Source organism: Streptomyces sp. SID12501 (assembly GCF_010550245.1).
GTDB lineage: Bacteria > Actinomycetota > Actinomycetes > Streptomycetales > Streptomycetaceae > Streptomyces.
This window is the reverse complement of sequence record NZ_JAAGLU010000002.1, coordinates 193924-208405: the sequence shown is the minus strand read 5'-3', so window position 1 is coordinate 208405 and position 14482 is coordinate 193924. Positions and strand designations below refer to the sequence as shown.

Genomic DNA, 14482 nt, shown 5'->3' with positions numbered 1-14482 from the left:
CCATGATCCGCGAGACCACGACGCACGAGATCACGACCCACGAGGCCACGCTCCGTTCCTCCCTCTCGGTCCTCGCCGCCGCCACCGCGACCCACAACACCGGCCGGGACGACGACATCACACTGCCGAAGCTGCCCGGCTTCGTGGAGTCGGCGTTCAGCCCGCTGGCGTACGAGGTGAGCAGCAGGTGTCTGACCGCGCACCCCGGGGACGGCGACCGTACCGCCGTGGCGCTGACCAGCCTGGCGGGTGACACCACCACCGCGGACCTGGCCAGCCGGCGCATGGTGTCCGGACGGGTCCACAACCCGCTGCTGTTCATGCAGGCCACCGCCAACTCGGTGCTGGGACACATGAGCCGGGAGTTCGGGATCACCGGCCAGATGTTCAGCCTCTCCACCCTCGACGACCCGCTGACCGAACTCCTGGCCATGGCCGACCTGTTGCTGGAGGACCCGGAGCTGGACCGGGTCCTGGTACTGGGCGTGGAACTGGGCGGCGGCGAACGTGTGGCCGCCGTGCACCGCGAACTGGCCGCAGCCCACAGCGGGCGCCCGGTACCGGCCCTCCCGGAGTCCGCCGGCCTGGCGGCGGCGCTGCTGCTCGGCCGTCCGGGCGACGACGCCGCCACCGGGGCACAGGTGTCGACCAGGTCCACGGGGTCCACCGGCCCGGCCAGGCAACTCGGCAGCATCCAGAGCCTGTTCGAGCTGGCCACCGCCCACGCCGAACCACGTACCGAGACGGAGACCTCCACCCATGCTCATCAGTAGGCAGGAGCGGGCCCGGATCTGCTCCGACACCGAACTGGGCGCCGGTAACATCCTGGCCCGTCTGACGGAGTACGACCGTCCACGCGACGAGGTCGTACTCCGCATGGACGGCAACTGGCAGGCGCCCGACGGCAGTTGCCCCACACATCTCACCCTCGGGGAGTTGCGGGAGGTCGTCGAGACCTACGCGGGCTGGTACGCCGCCCAGGGTGTGCGCCCCCGCGACCCCGTCGCCCTCCACTCCTGCTCCAGCGCCGAGTTCGCGGTGAACTTCCTGGCGCTGACGTCGATCGGTGCGATCCCGTCCTTCGTCAACGGCAACCTCGCGCCCGACATCGCGCGGGAGTACGTACGACGGCAGGGCGCCGTCGGTGCCTTCACGGACCCCGAGCACCACGAGGTACTGGCGTCGAGGGCTTCGGACACGGAATCGGACTCCGACCTGGGCTTCTGCGCGACCGCCGCCGACATCCGACCCGAACACCGCGCCTCGCTCCCGCCCTCCTACCCGTACCGGCACGACCCCACCGACCCGGTGCTCATCTCGCACTCGTCCGGAACCACCGGTATGCCCAAGGGGGTTCCGCACACCCACCGGACACTGATGTACGCGCAGCTGCACCGCCTGCGCTACTCCACCGGCACCGACATGGAACGCACCCTGGTCGGGCTGCCCGGCGCGCACAACGCGATGGTGGCAACGCTCCTGTACTGCCTGCTCCTGCGCACCGACATAAAACTCCTCTCCAGCCAACGCGGCACCGAAGTACTGGACGCCATCGAGGAGTTCAGGCCCACCACCGTGCTGGCCTTCGCCGGGACCTTCGACGAGATGGCCGCCGAGGACCTGACGACCCGCGACCTGTCCAGCGTGCAGGTGTGGTTCAACACCGGTGACGCGGCGCACGAGGCGCACATCCGGGCCCTCGTGCAGCACGGCAGCCACCAGACGATCGGCAAGGACCTGCGGCGCGTACGGCTGGACGGCTCCGTCTTCGTCGACGGGCTCGGCTCCTCCGAGGCCGGCTACTCCGTCTTCCACAACCGTCACACCAAGGACACCTCGGCCTACTCGCGCTGCGTCGGCAGGCCGATCAGCTTCGCCGAGGCCGCCGTGCTCGCCGAGGACGGCACCCCGCTGCCACCCGGCGAAATCGGCCGCCTCGGCCTCAAGTCCCCTACCCTCACGCCCGGTTACTGGAACGACTCGCTGACCTGGAACCGGATGCGCCTCGGCGGGTACTGGCTCACCGGCGACCTCGCCCACCAGGACGAGGACGGCAACTTCTACCACCTCGACCGCGCCCCGGACGCCATCCGCACCTCCGCCGGCGTCGTCTTCAGCACCCGCACCGAGGAACTCCTGCTCCGCGAACTCCCCGAGCTGGCCGACTGCACGGTCGTCGGAGTCGCCGACGACGGTGTTCGGGCGGACTGGGACGGCGACGGAGTGGCACACGCCTACGCACTGCTCCAACTCTCCGATGAGGAGGGCGGCGATGACGGCGAGTTGACCGTCCGGGTCAACACAGCCCTCCAGGCCGCCGGATTCCCCCCTGTCACCCGCGCCCTGCGCATGAAGCCCGACGACGTCGCCAAGGGCGCCACCGGCAAGGTCCTCAAGCGAGTGATGCGCGACCGCTTCGCCGCCTCCTCGGCCAAGGAGCGGCGATGAGCACGGGTACAGGTGCGGGCGCGGGCGCAAGCACAGGTGCGGGCACGGGTACCGAGGACGTCAACTACCGTGCCAGGGCCGGGGAGGCGTACCGGCTGTGGTGGCAGCACGACGCGAACTGGTACCAGGGAGTGGCGAGCCGGTTCGGGCAGGAGGCCGCGAACGAGCTCAACGCCGAGGCCCTGCGCAAGGTCGCGACGCACGTCGGACAGCGCGTCGGCCGCCTGGCCGGCCCGCTCCCCGCCACCGGCGACACCCACAAGGACCTGGAGGAACTGCGCCGCCGGTACGACGACTGCGGCGACCGTATGTTCCCGCCGGAACTGCGCAACGCCTCCACGGAGGTCGAGGACACGACCGATGACGACGGCCTGATCGTCCTCACTCTCCGCCGCAGCTTCGCCGTCACCATGGTGCGGATGGCCGGTTCACTGGACGGCTACCGATGCCCCTGCACCGACATCCACGCGGGCTGGTCCGAGGGCCTCGGCGTCACCCTGACCGAGAACCGCGCCGAGACCTGTCTGCGCGACGGCGACAAGGCGTGCCGCCTGCTGATGCGCGTGCGCACACCCCTTACTGACGTCACCGACGGTACGGAGGACTGAACGCCGTGCGGATACTTGTCGCCGGAGCCACCGGAGTGGTCGGACATCCGCTGGTGGGCGCGCTGCGGGCGCGGGGACACCAGGTGAGCGCGCTGGTAAGGGAGGAGTCCCGGGCCCGCGCTCCGGAAGCGGACGCGATCGTGGTCGCCGACGCCCTCGACCGGGAAGCGCTGCTGGCCGGCGTGACGGACGTACGACCCGAGGTGGTCGTCCATCAGCTGTCGGCGCTGCGGCTGCTGCGCGACGACCCACCGGAGGCCTTCGCGCAGACCGCGCGACTGCGCACCGAGGGCACCGCCAACCTGCTCGCGGCGGCTCGCGCGGCCGGTGCCCGGCGGCTGGTCGCGCAGTCCATCGCCTTCGCCGCCGCGCCGACGGGAGACCCGGTCGTCGACGAGGACGCGCCCCTGTACGTGGAAGCCCCGGACCTCGGCTGGGCGGCCACCGTACGGGCCGTGGCCGAGTTGGAGGCCCAAGTCCTTGATGTCTCGGCCGGGTTGAGCGGGCTGGTGCTGCGGTACGGGACGCTGTACGGCCCCGGCACCGCGTACGCGCGCACCGGCGGGACCGGACAACGGGTGCTGGCCGGGAAGTTGCCGCTGCCCGAGGGCGGGGCCGGGATCACCTCGTTCCTGCATGTGGAGGACGCCGTGGGGGCGGCGGTGGCGGCCGTGGAGTCGGAGGCCACCGGCGCCTTCCACATCACGGACGACGAACCGGCCCCGGCCGCCCAGTGGTTGCCCCACTTCGCCCGCGCACTGGACGCCCCGCCGCCGCGCACGATTCCGGCGGCGATGGCACCCCGGCTGCTCGGCTGGTTCATGACCCACCAGCTCACCGCGGCGGCCGGCGCGTCCAACGCCCGGGCGCGTACGGAACTGGGCTGGAAGCCGCTGCGGCCGAGCTGGCGCGACGGGCTGGGCCAGGAATGACCGGACCCGGACCAAGCTCTTCGGGTGACGCCCGCGATGCCGTCGTCGTGTGCGTGATCGGCGCCGGTCCTCGCGGCCTCTCGGTGCTGGAGCGGCTCTGCGCCAACGCGGGCGAGGCCGACCGCCCGGTCGTGGTCCACCTCGTCGACCCGTACCCACCCGGCCCCGGCGCGGTGTGGCGCACCGACCAGCCGCCCGAGTTGCTGATGAACACGGTCGCCTCCCAGGTGACCCTGTTCGCCGACGACAGCGTGCCGTGCGCGGGCCCGTCGGTTCCGGGCCCGAGTCTGTACGAGTGGGCGCGCGCCCTGGGCCCCGAGGCGTACCCGGCCCCCGTCCTGGCGGAGGCCCGACGCCTCGGCCCGGACACCTACCCGACCCGCGCCTTCCACGGCCACTACCTGGAGTGGGTTCTCCGGCACCTCTTACGGACCGCCCCGCCCGAGGTCACCGTCCACACGCACCGGACGACCGCGACCGCGCTGGCCGATGACCCGGACAGCAGACAATCGGTGACCCTGGCGGACGGCGAACGGCTCACCCGCCTGGACGCGGTCGTACTGGCCCTGGGTCACGGGGAGTCGACCCCGAGCCCGGAGGAACAGGACCTGCGCTCCTTCACCGCCCGCCACGCACGTGCCGGTTCAAATTCAGATTCAGATTCAGATTCAGGTTCCGGTTCCGGTTCCGGTTCCGGGGTGGCCTACGTGGGTCCCGCCAACCCGGCCGACGCCGACCTGAGCGCCCTCCGGCCCGGCACCCCGGTCGCCCTGCGCGGACTCGGCCTGAACTTCTTCGATCAGCTGGCCCTGCTCACCGAGGGCCGCGGCGGCACGTTCAAGCAGGGCGACGACCAGGACGGCCAGGGTGCCGGGCTCGTGTACATCCCGAGCGGCAACGAGCCTGTGCTGTACGCCGGTTCGCGGCGCGGAGTGCCGTACCACGCACGCGGCGAGAACGAGAAGGGCGCGCTCGGCCGCCACCACCCCCGATTCCTGACCCCGGAGATCATCGCCGGTCTGCGGCGACGTCCCGTCGGCTTCCGTACGGACATCTGGCCCCTGATCGACCGCGAGGTCCGGACCGTCTACTACGAGGCGTGGATCCGGGCCGCCCAAGGCCCCTGGGCGGCAGCGGAGTTCGTACGGTCCTGCTTCGCGGGCCGCGAGTCCGAGCCGGTCCTCCTCGACCGGTACGACGTACCGCCGGGCGAGCGCTGGGACTGGCGGCGCGTTGAACAGCCTTACGGGAACCGGCACTTCACGGACCGCGCCGACTTCCGGGACTGGCTGCTGGGGTATCTCCGGCAGGACGTCGCCGCCGCCCGCCTCGGCAATGTGAACGGCCCGCTGAAGGCAGCTCTGGACGCGCTGCGCGACCTGCGCAACGAGGTCCGGCTGGTGGTCGACCACGGCGGGGTCGCCGGTGAGTCGTACCGGGCCGAACTGGACGGCTGGTACACGCCGTTGAACGCGTTCACGTCGATCGGCCCGCCCGCGTTCCGGATCGAGCAGCTGATCGCGCTGATCGAGGCCGAGGTGCTGCACGTGGTCGGTCCAGGCATGCGGGTGCGTCCGACCGACGGTGAAGGCGGGTTCGGGCAGGCCGGTTTCCTCGTGGACGCGGAGGGGGTGTCGCAGGCGCCGGTGCTGGTGAGGGCACTGGTCGAGGCGCGGCTGCCCGACATCGACCTGCGGCGCAGCGCCAGTCCGCTGCTGCGGGGGCTGCTGGCGGAAGGCGGGTGTGTCCCGTACCGTCCGGGCGGCCACCAGACGCAAGAGACCCACGAGACGGGCGGGATGGCGGTGACCGACGGTGCGCCCCGGGTGCTGGAAGCGTCGGGGCGGCCACACCCGCGCCGGTTCGCCTTCGGGGTGCCGACAGAGGGGGTGCGCTGGGTGACGGCGGTCGGCATCAGACCCGGTGTGGGCTCGGTGACGCTGGAGGACTCGGACGCGATAGCGCGGGCGGTACTCGGGCTGGGCCGGGAGGGATCCGAAGTGCCCCCTCAGACACTTGAGTTGACCGACCCTCCTCTCATCTCCGGCACAGGGAGTCGATGCTCATGAACGGGAGAACGGCTTCTGCCTCCGTGGGTACCGACGCGGGGCTGCTCGCGCCCACCTGGGCGGGTACGCCCGCGGCGGCCGAGGTGACCGACGAGGCCTGGCTCCAGGCCATGCTGGACGCGGAAGTGGCCTTGGCGCAGGCCCAGTTCGAGGTCGGACTGACCCCGGCCGAGGCACTGGCGACGATCGCCTCGGAGGCCCACACGGACCGCCTCGACCTGGTCGCCCTGGCGTACGCGGCCCGCGCCGCCGCCAACCCGGTCGTCGCCCTCGTCACGGCCCTCACCGAGGCGGTCGCCGCCAAGGACCCGGCCGCCTCCGAGTACGTACACCGGGGTTCGACCAGCCAGGACATCCTCGACTCGGCGGCCATGCTGATCGCCCGCCGCGTACTCACCCTGATCGCCACCGACCTCGAACGCACCGCCGCCGCCCTGGCCGCGCTCGCCGAAACCCACCGCCACACCGTCCTGGCGGGCCGCACCCTGACCCAGCACGCGGTACCCACCACCCTCGGCCTGAAGGCGGCGGGCTGGCTCCAACTCGTCACGGACGCCCGCACGAGAGTACGGGCGGTGGCGTCCGCGTTGCCGGCACAACTGGGCGGCGCGGCGGGCACGTTGGCCGCGTATCGCGAGTACGCGACCTTGGACGGCGGGGCCGGGGCGTACAGGGGTGAGGGCGGAGTCGAGTTGCTGGCCCCGTTCGCGAAGGCCCTCGGGCTGGCCGAGCCGACGCTGCCGTGGCACACGGTACGCACGCCGATCGCCGAGCTGGGCGCGGCACTTCAGCTGGTCACCGGGGCGCTCGGCAAGTTCGCGCTGGACGTGCAGACGCTGTCCCGTACGGAGATCGGCGAGGTTTCCGAACCGGCGGCGGAGGGACGAGGCGCCTCGTCCGCGATGCCACAGAAACGCAACCCCGCCCTCGCCACCCTCATCGTGTCGGCGGCTCGCCAAGTCCCCGCGTACGCACTGGTGTTGGCCCAGTGCCTGCTGGCGGAGGACGAACGCCCGGCCGGGGCATGGCACGCCGAGTGGCAGCCGCTCCGGGAGGCACTGCGGCTGACGGGCGGTGCGGCGCACACGGCGGTGGAGCTGGCGGAGGGCCTGATCGTCCACCCGGACCGCATGCTGGCCAACCTCGAACTGACCGGCGGAGCCGTCGTCACCGAGCGACTGGCGGTCGTACTCGCCCCGGTGCTCGGCAAGGCGAGGGCGAAGAAGCTCCTGTCGACAGCCTCGGCGGAGTCGGCCACCACCGGCCGTCCACTAAACGAACTCCTCTCCTCACACCCGGAGTTGGCAACCGGATTCACCCCCGCCCACCTGTCGGACCTGCTCGACCCGACCCACTACACGGGCGCGTCGGACGCACTGATCGACCGAGCACTGCGCGCATACGCGGACGGGAACGCGAACGAGTGCGAGAACAGGGACAGGGACAGGGACAGCGATAAGGACAAGGGAGGCGTCGTCCGATGGGCGAAGTGAGAGCGAGCAAGCTGATCGGAGCGGAAGCCGGAGGGAAGGCCACCCGGCGGCCCTCGTGGCCCGTCCTCCTGGTCGTGGTGTGCGCGCAGATGCTGATCTGGCTGGACACCTCGGTCCTCAACGTCGCCGTCACCACCCTGGCCGACCCGGCCGACGGACTGGGCGCGACCCCGGCCGAGTTGGAGTGGGTGGCGAGCGCCTACACCCTCGTCTTCGCCGGCGCCCTCTTCGCGGGCGGTGCGTTGGCGGACCGCTTCGGCCCCCGGACCACGCTCCTCGCGGGCCTGGCTCTGTTCGGCGTGGCCTCGGGAGCCGGTGCCTTCGTCTCGTCGCCCGGCTGGCTGATCGTGGCACGGGCCGTGATGGGCGCGGGCAGCGCACTGCTGATGCCGGCGACGCTGTCGGTGATCGTGCAGAGCACCCCGGAGGAGAAACGCACCCGGGCCATCGCGATCTGGAGCTCGTCCAGCGGCCTGGGGGTGGCCGTGGGCCCGGTGGTCGGCGGCGCGCTGCTCAGCAACTTCTGGTGGGGCTCGGTGTTCCTCGTCAACGTGCCGATCGTGGCGCTGTGCATGGCCGGAGTGGCAGCCGTCGTACCGGAGTTGAAGGCGCCGCGGCGCAGACAGCTGGACCTCCCCGGTATGACCCTGTCGGTCCTGGGCCTGGGCGGGGTCGTGTACGGAATCATCGAACTGGGCAACGGCCGGACCTGGTTCGGCCCCCACGTCCTCCTCCCCCTCCTCCTGGGCGGCGCGCTGCTCGCCGCGTTCGTCGCCGCTCAGCGCAGGTCACCCGCCCCCAGCCTGGACGTACGGCTGTTCCGGCAGCCGGGGTTCGCGGCGGGGAGCGTGGTGCTGCTGATCGCGTTCATGGCACTGGCCGGGCACCTCTTCTACGCGGCCTTCTACCTCCAGGGCCCGCGCGGTCTGTCTCCCTCCGACGCCGGACTGATGATGATCGCCGCCGCGATCGGCATCGTCCTGGGCAGCCAGGCGTCCCCCGCGATGAGCCGCCGCCTGACGGCCCGTTGGACGGTGGCGGCGGGAGTCCTGGCCACGGCGGTCACGTACATCGCGTACGCCTGGCTGGACGGCGGAACCCCTCTCTGGTTCATCGCCGCGCTGCTGTGGATCCAGGGCTTCGGCATGGGCCTGGTCGGTACGCCGGTCACCGCCGTGATGATGAGCGGGGTACCGCCGCAACTCGCGGGCGCCGGCTCGGCGATCAACAGCGTCACACGTCAGGTCGGCGGCACGCTGGGGGTGGCGATGGCCGGTTCGATCCTCTCCGGGGTGTACCGGTCACGGATGTCGGACACCGCTGAACTCCCTGATTCCGTAAGGGAGTTGCCCCCAGCGTCCGCGGAACAGGCCCGCACATCGGCCGAGGCGGCCCGCTCGCTGGCCGATTCCCTCCACTTGCCGGAACTGGCGTCGACGGCCGACCGGGCCTTCCTCGACGCGATGTACGCCGCCACCCTCTCCATCGCCGCCCTGGCACTCATCGGCTTCGCGGTGTCGGTGACGGGCCTGCGCACACGCACGAGGAAATGACGATGCCGACACCGACACCTATACCGATGCCGCTGTCCGTGCCGGTGTCCATACCGGTGGTGCCGGAGGAGGAGAGGGACATGGAGAGGGAAGCCATGATGGCGCAGGCGACGCCCCGTTCGGTCTTCGTCACCGGCGGAAACAGGGGGATCGGGCTGGCCATAGCCCGCCGTTTCGCGAGAGCGGGCGACCGGGTCGCGGTGACGTACCGAAGTGAGCCGCCCCCCGAGTCGGAAGGATTCCTGTCCGTACGCTGCGATGTGACGGACAGTCAGCAGATCGACCGGGCCTTCAAGGAGGTCGAGGCGGCACACGGCCCGGTGACGGTCCTGGTGGCCAACGCGGGCACCTCGAACGACCGCCTGCTGGTGCGGATGACGGAGGCGGACTTCACCTCGGTCATCGACACCAACCTCACCGGGGCCTTCCGCGTCACCCAGCGCGCGGTACGCGGCATGCTCCGCGAGGGCCACGGCCGTATCGTCCTCATCTCCTCCACGGCGGCCCTGCACGGCTCCGCCGGCCAGACCAACTACGCGGCGGCCAAAGCGGGGTTGATCGGTTTCGCGCGCTCCCTCACCCGTGAACTGGGCCCCCGGGACATCACCTGCAACGTGGTGGCCCCCGGCCTCACGGAAACGGACATGAGCAGCGCCCTCACTCCCGACCAGCGCCGCGACCTTCTCCGCCAGACCCCGGCCGGCCGCCTCGCCCGCCCGGACGAGGTCGCGGACGCGGTGGCGTTCCTGTCGGGGGCGGGGTATGTGCGGGGGGCGGTGATTCCGGTGGACGGGGGTGCGGGGCTGGGGCACTGAGACGAGGCGGGCGGGTACGGGGGCCGGAGGTCCCGCAGAGCCCGACAGCGGGCTGACCGACCGAAGCCGGCGAAGCGGCCGTCCCGTGCTCGCACCCAGAAAACGAGTGTGCGGCTACGCGGCGTCCACCGATCATGTGTGTATGGCCGAGCAGCTGACGATCAGTACCCTGACTTTGCAGCACAGGATTCCGAACGACTGGGCGGAAGGTCCCTGGGCCGAGGTGAGGCCTCTCGTCGACGGCGTGGACGTCCTGAAGGAGGTCCACCCGGAAGGGGTGGCACACGGTTGCCGAGACTGGACGGGCCCGGCCGAAAGCTGGCCGCTGGCGGTCACGGAGGAACCCCGCAGAATCATGATCACCGAGCCGGTCTGCACGGCCGGCTGCTGCGGCGCCCTGTACGTCACCATTCGCCGCGAGGGCGACCGGGTGATCTGGGACGCCTGGGAGAACACCAGCGACCTGACTGCCGTGCCGGCGGACCTCCACTTCGACACCGCCCAGTACGAGACCGAACTCGCGCGCGCCGCCACGGACCGCACCTGGGAGGAGCCGGTGGACACCATTGCCCGACTTCTCGAACAGGCCCTCGCGCACAGCGGTTGGTTCGAACGCTGGGGCTGCGTCCTCACGAGTGTCTCGCCACGACGCGAACAGCCCGGCCTCCCCGCGACACTCGCAAGGCCAGAGGGTGTTGATGTCCAGTTCCACCAGGTCCGAGGACCGGGAGAGCATACGGACACATACGAATTCGACTTGCTCACCGTCCTCGACCAGCCCGTCGAGGAACAGGTACAGCGGTTCACCGACCTCATCCTGGCGGCCGATCCACGGAAGACCGCCGACCGGGAACGCTGAGGAACAGCTACGAGAAGACACGAGCAAGGACAAGGACGACCCCGTCACCGACGGAGCCGTCCTCTCGTCGGAACACCTTCACCTTGATCGAGCCCTTAGCATCGCCGCATGCGCTTATGGCGGAGTCATGACACGGTCGCGTCCCTCCCTCGCGACCCCCGAGCCGACGAGTATCCGATGCCGTTCGTTCCGTACGGCTGGTACGCCGTACTCCGCAGCACCGAACTACGGCCGGGCAAGGTCGTCAGCCTCCACTACTTCGGACGCGCACTCATCGCCTTCCGGGGAGCCGACGGACGGGCGACCGTCCGGGACGCGCACTGCCCCCACTACGGCGCGCACCTGGGCGCCGGCGGCAAGGTCGTGGACGGCACGGTGGTGTGCCCGTTCCACGGCTGGCGGTTCGGCGCGGACGGCAGCTGCGTCGAGGCACCGTTCGCCACCCACACCCCCAAGGTGTCCCTCGGCGGATTCCCGGTCCGCGAACACAGCGGACTCGTCCTCGTCCACACCGGACCGGGCGAGCCGTCGTGGGAGGTACCGGAAATCCCCGAGACGGGGTCCAAGGACTACGCCACCCCGATCGACGACACCTGCCGGGCGCGCGTCCACGTCCAGGAGATGCGCGAGAACATCGTCGACGAGTCCCACTTCCACTTCATCCACGGCCAGAGCGAACCCCCCGTCCAGGACTGGCGCCAGGACGGCCCGTACGCCGAGGCCCGCGGCCGCATCGCACGACGCGTTCTGCGCTGGGACATCAACAACACCTTCGACGCGTTCATGTACGGCCCGGGCGTCATGGTGGTCCGCGTCCACGGTCCCGTCCTGTCGGTGACCGCGGTCGCCCTCACCACGCCGATCGACGACCGCACGAGCGAACTCCGGATGCTGTACTACCTCCGCAAACCGGCCCACTTCCCCTTCCTGACGCCCGCCCTCAAACTCGTCTTCCGCGCGGAAGCGCTGGGCGAGGTACGGGAGGAGGTAGAGATCTGGGACCACAAGATCCACCAGGCCCGCCCGGTCCTGCTCCCGCACGAGAAGGGGATCGGGGCGCTGCGGCGGTGGTACGCGCAGTTCTACCCGCCGTCGGACGTGCCGGTGCCGATTCCGGGGGCGCGGCAGGCGAGCCTGTCGGACGGGGTCGGGACGGGAGTCGACGGGCCGAAGAAGAGCGCCGAGCCGGTCCGGACGGGGACGCAAGAGGGCGGAGCTTGATCACCCCTGGCTTCTGTCCGGTGGGCTCGCCCACGAGCGGTCGGCCCTTGTGACCGACCATCGACAACTCCCGTCACCCTGCCACCACTCCACCCCTTTCCGACAGAAGCCCGGGCATGAACTCCTTTGACACCAGATCGAGTTGGGGCCCGGTACGGGAGGGCCCTCACGACCATGCCCGGAGCGACGATCCTCGACATCCCGAAGACGATCCGCTGACCCGCGACCAATCCGACGGAACGCGTCTGATCGCATCCACCCCTCACTACTGACGGTACGGCTCTCGGTACAGGTCGGCGTGCACCTCCGCGTGGACCTCGTTGCGGATCTCGCGAAGCACGGAACCCCCGATGTAGCGCTGGGTGCGGGCGTGACCGACGGACTCGACGAGGTCCAGGCGACGCAGGGTGCGGAGGTCGGCCAGAGCCTGGTCGCGGGTGAGGGCTTCCTCCGCCTGGTAGGTGGTGCGCCGCAGGTGCCCCTCGGCAGCGGCGTACAGGGCGGAGACAGTGCGTTCACCGAGGCGGTGCTGCTCGGCAAGACGCTCCAGACGGAACCAGAGCCGGGCCGCCGCTTCGAAACGGCGCTGGACTTCCTGGGCCTGGAGGTGGTGGGCGGTGAGGCAGAACCTGATCCAGGAGGCGGCATCACGTTCCGGCTGCCAGGAGCCGTGCTGGACATCGCGCAGGGCGCCGTAGTACTCCAGGGTGTTGTACGCGTCCGCGCCGAGCCACTCCTCGATGCTGGAGAACTCGGGGGCGAGGATGCCCTCGCGCGCCAGAACGAGGGTATGGACGGCGCGGGACATCCGGCCGTTGCCGTCGCGCCAGGGGTGGATGGAGACGAGGTTGAAGTGGGCCATGGAGGCCCTTACGAGGGCCGGGGTGTCCAGGTCTCCTTCGGCGAGCCAGTGGACGAGCTCGTCCATCAGCTCGGGCACCTGCTCGGGGTCCGGGGCGGTGTAGACCGGCGGGCGGCCCGGGCCGCCTGAGACCCAGACGCCACTGGTGCGGTACTCGCCGGGACGCACCTCCCGGTCGACGCCCCTGGCCATCATGAAGTGCAGGGCCGAGAGCAGGGTGTGATCCCAGGAGAAGATTCGGAATTCCGCAGCGTGCTGGATGTACGTAAGGGCATCGCGATAGCCGATGACGGCGTTGAGAGTGGCCCCGTCGGTCTCGGGGGAGATGTCCCCGCCGGCGATCAGGGTCTCGGCGTCTTCGGCGCTGATCGTGTAACCCTCGATGTGGGTCGATCCCCGAACAGCGGCCGCGGTGAGCGAGCGGCGGAGCTGCCCCTCCCAGCGGCGGGGCTGGGCAAGCCGGTGGCGGAACTCGGTGCGGAGCGTCTCGATCTCGTCGATGACGCGGCGGTCGTCCGTGGTCAGTGAAGGCGTCGCGAAGAGCACTCCTCAACACTACAGCACACGTAGGGTCGCAGTATCTGATCAGCCACAAGATCCACCAGCCCCGCCCGACCCTCCCCCGCACGAGAAGGGGATCAGGGCGCTACAGCGGTGGTACGCACAATTCCGCCCGTCGCCGGAAGCGTCGATTCCGGGGGCGCGCCAGGGGGGTCTGTCGACCTCCCCGACCACCCCTCCTTGACTTCGGAACGTATTCCGAAATACGCTTCCCCTATGTCCACTCTGGCCGTTTCGTTCTCTGATCTGTCGAAGAACTCCAAGCGGGTCGCCGAAACCGTCGAACGCGCCCAGCGTGTCCATGTAACGCGCCGTGACGGCGAGGACCTGTACCTCACCACCGAGCGGCACGACCGCCAGCGCGAGGAGACCGCCGACGTCACCGCCCGGCTGTTCGCGGCCCTGATCAGCAGTGACGAGGGCGCCCGCGCGATTCTGCTTGCCCTGCCCGAGGTCTTTCCGTGGACTCGGCACCTGTCGACGGAGGAAGTTCGCGAGTTCGTCGTCGACCTCGTCAACGCGACCCATGACGCCGCAGAACTGGACGTGCACACCAACCTGCACCGGGTCATAGTCGAATGGCGCGCCACCGCCAGAATCCTCGCGGACCCCGACCTGACGGCGCAGCTGACCACCCCGCTCCGGGACGAGGACCACGGCGAGGTACCCGCTCCGTGAGCCCCAAACGCGGCGACGACGTCCCACCACCGCCGATCGGCAACGAATGGCGCCTCCGATTCGCCACGAACGACGCGGCCAAAGGCTGGGGCGACCTGTGCACCGAAGCCCCAGGTAACACGCGGCGCCGCTACGAGGCACTGCGCACCGGCCCGCTCTCCACGAACGACCCCGACCGCCAGCACAGGCTCCGCGGACGCCTTGCCACCGCCACTCTCGGCGGCACGGAATACCCACAGTGGGAGTACGAGGTCACCGCCGGCGGCCGTGTCCGCTATCTCGTCGACCAACCCCGCCGGACCGTGCACCTCGTCCACGCCTCCACCCGGCACCCCAAGGACACCGACAGCTGAACCACGTCGCACGGAACACGCGCAGCCCGC

The 14482-nt window shown here is 70.6% G+C and carries 13 protein-coding genes; 12 read left to right on the top strand and 1 reads right to left on the bottom strand.

The window, feature by feature from the left end; genetic code table 11:
- The first annotated feature begins 2 nt into the window (after nucleotides 1-2).
- The 10 genes from G3I71_RS02685 to G3I71_RS02640 all read left to right on the top strand — a co-directional run bounded on the left by G3I71_RS02685 (nucleotide 3) and on the right by G3I71_RS02640 (nucleotide 11998).
- A complete protein-coding gene (locus G3I71_RS02685; RefSeq protein WP_164312387.1) occupies nucleotides 3-773 on the top strand; it encodes a hypothetical protein in 771 nt (256 codons plus the stop codon).
- Nucleotides 760-2448: a class I adenylate-forming enzyme family protein gene (locus G3I71_RS02680; protein ID WP_164312236.1), complete on the top strand. Its 1689-nt coding sequence runs from the start codon at nucleotides 760-762 to the stop codon at nucleotides 2446-2448. Before G3I71_RS02685 ends, G3I71_RS02680 begins: the two co-directional genes overlap by 14 nt.
- The gene (locus tag G3I71_RS02675; RefSeq protein WP_164312235.1) at nucleotides 2445-3056 is read left to right on the top strand and encodes a hypothetical protein; all 612 of its coding nucleotides are present in this window, start codon (nucleotides 2445-2447) and stop codon (nucleotides 3054-3056) included. The genes G3I71_RS02680 and G3I71_RS02675 overlap by 4 nt, the downstream gene beginning before the upstream one ends.
- A gap of 5 nt (nucleotides 3057-3061) precedes the next feature.
- Nucleotides 3062-3988: an NAD(P)-dependent oxidoreductase gene (locus G3I71_RS02670; protein ID WP_164312234.1), complete on the top strand. Its 927-nt coding sequence runs from the start codon at nucleotides 3062-3064 to the stop codon at nucleotides 3986-3988.
- Complete coding sequence (locus G3I71_RS02665) at nucleotides 3985-6057, top strand: FAD/NAD(P)-binding domain-containing protein (RefSeq protein ID WP_164312233.1); 2073 nt, start codon at nucleotides 3985-3987, stop codon at nucleotides 6055-6057. Before G3I71_RS02670 ends, G3I71_RS02665 begins: the two co-directional genes overlap by 4 nt.
- Nucleotides 6048-7550, top strand: a complete 1503-nt coding sequence (locus G3I71_RS02660; RefSeq protein ID WP_164312232.1) for an adenylosuccinate lyase family protein — start codon at nucleotides 6048-6050, stop codon at nucleotides 7548-7550. Before G3I71_RS02665 ends, G3I71_RS02660 begins: the two co-directional genes overlap by 10 nt.
- Nucleotides 7538-9103 carry an MFS transporter gene (locus G3I71_RS02655; protein ID WP_239148819.1) on the top strand — a complete coding sequence of 522 codons (1566 nt, stop codon included), beginning with the start codon at nucleotides 7538-7540 and terminating at the stop codon, nucleotides 9101-9103. Before G3I71_RS02660 ends, G3I71_RS02655 begins: the two co-directional genes overlap by 13 nt.
- 98 nt (nucleotides 9104-9201) lie before the next feature.
- A complete protein-coding gene (gene fabG / locus G3I71_RS02650; protein ID WP_164312385.1) occupies nucleotides 9202-9918 on the top strand; it encodes a 3-oxoacyl-ACP reductase FabG in 717 nt (238 codons plus the stop codon).
- A 142-nt stretch (nucleotides 9919-10060) separates the two neighbouring features.
- Nucleotides 10061-10777, top strand: a complete 717-nt coding sequence (locus G3I71_RS02645; protein ID WP_164312231.1) for a hypothetical protein — start codon at nucleotides 10061-10063, stop codon at nucleotides 10775-10777.
- Nucleotides 10778-10954: 177 nt separating this feature from the next.
- Nucleotides 10955-11998: a Rieske 2Fe-2S domain-containing protein gene (locus tag G3I71_RS02640; RefSeq protein ID WP_239148817.1), complete on the top strand. Its 1044-nt coding sequence runs from the start codon at nucleotides 10955-10957 to the stop codon at nucleotides 11996-11998.
- A 265-nt stretch (nucleotides 11999-12263) separates the two neighbouring features.
- Here the strand turns inward: G3I71_RS02640 and G3I71_RS02635 are convergent, their stop codons facing one another.
- On the bottom strand, nucleotides 12264-13406 hold the full coding sequence (locus G3I71_RS02635) for a Fic family protein (protein ID WP_164312230.1): 1143 nt from the start codon (nucleotides 13404-13406) through the stop codon (nucleotides 12264-12266).
- A gap of 231 nt (nucleotides 13407-13637) precedes the next feature.
- On the opposite strand from G3I71_RS02635, the gene G3I71_RS02630 reads away from it, so the two are divergent.
- Both G3I71_RS02630 and G3I71_RS02625 read left to right on the top strand, forming a co-directional pair.
- Nucleotides 13638-14099, top strand: coding sequence for a prevent-host-death family protein (locus G3I71_RS02630; RefSeq protein ID WP_164312229.1), 462 nt, complete (start codon nucleotides 13638-13640; stop codon nucleotides 14097-14099).
- Complete coding sequence (locus tag G3I71_RS02625; RefSeq protein ID WP_164312228.1) at nucleotides 14096-14452, top strand: hypothetical protein; 357 nt, start codon at nucleotides 14096-14098, stop codon at nucleotides 14450-14452. Before G3I71_RS02630 ends, G3I71_RS02625 begins: the two co-directional genes overlap by 4 nt.
- Nucleotides 14453-14482 lie beyond the last annotated feature (30 nt).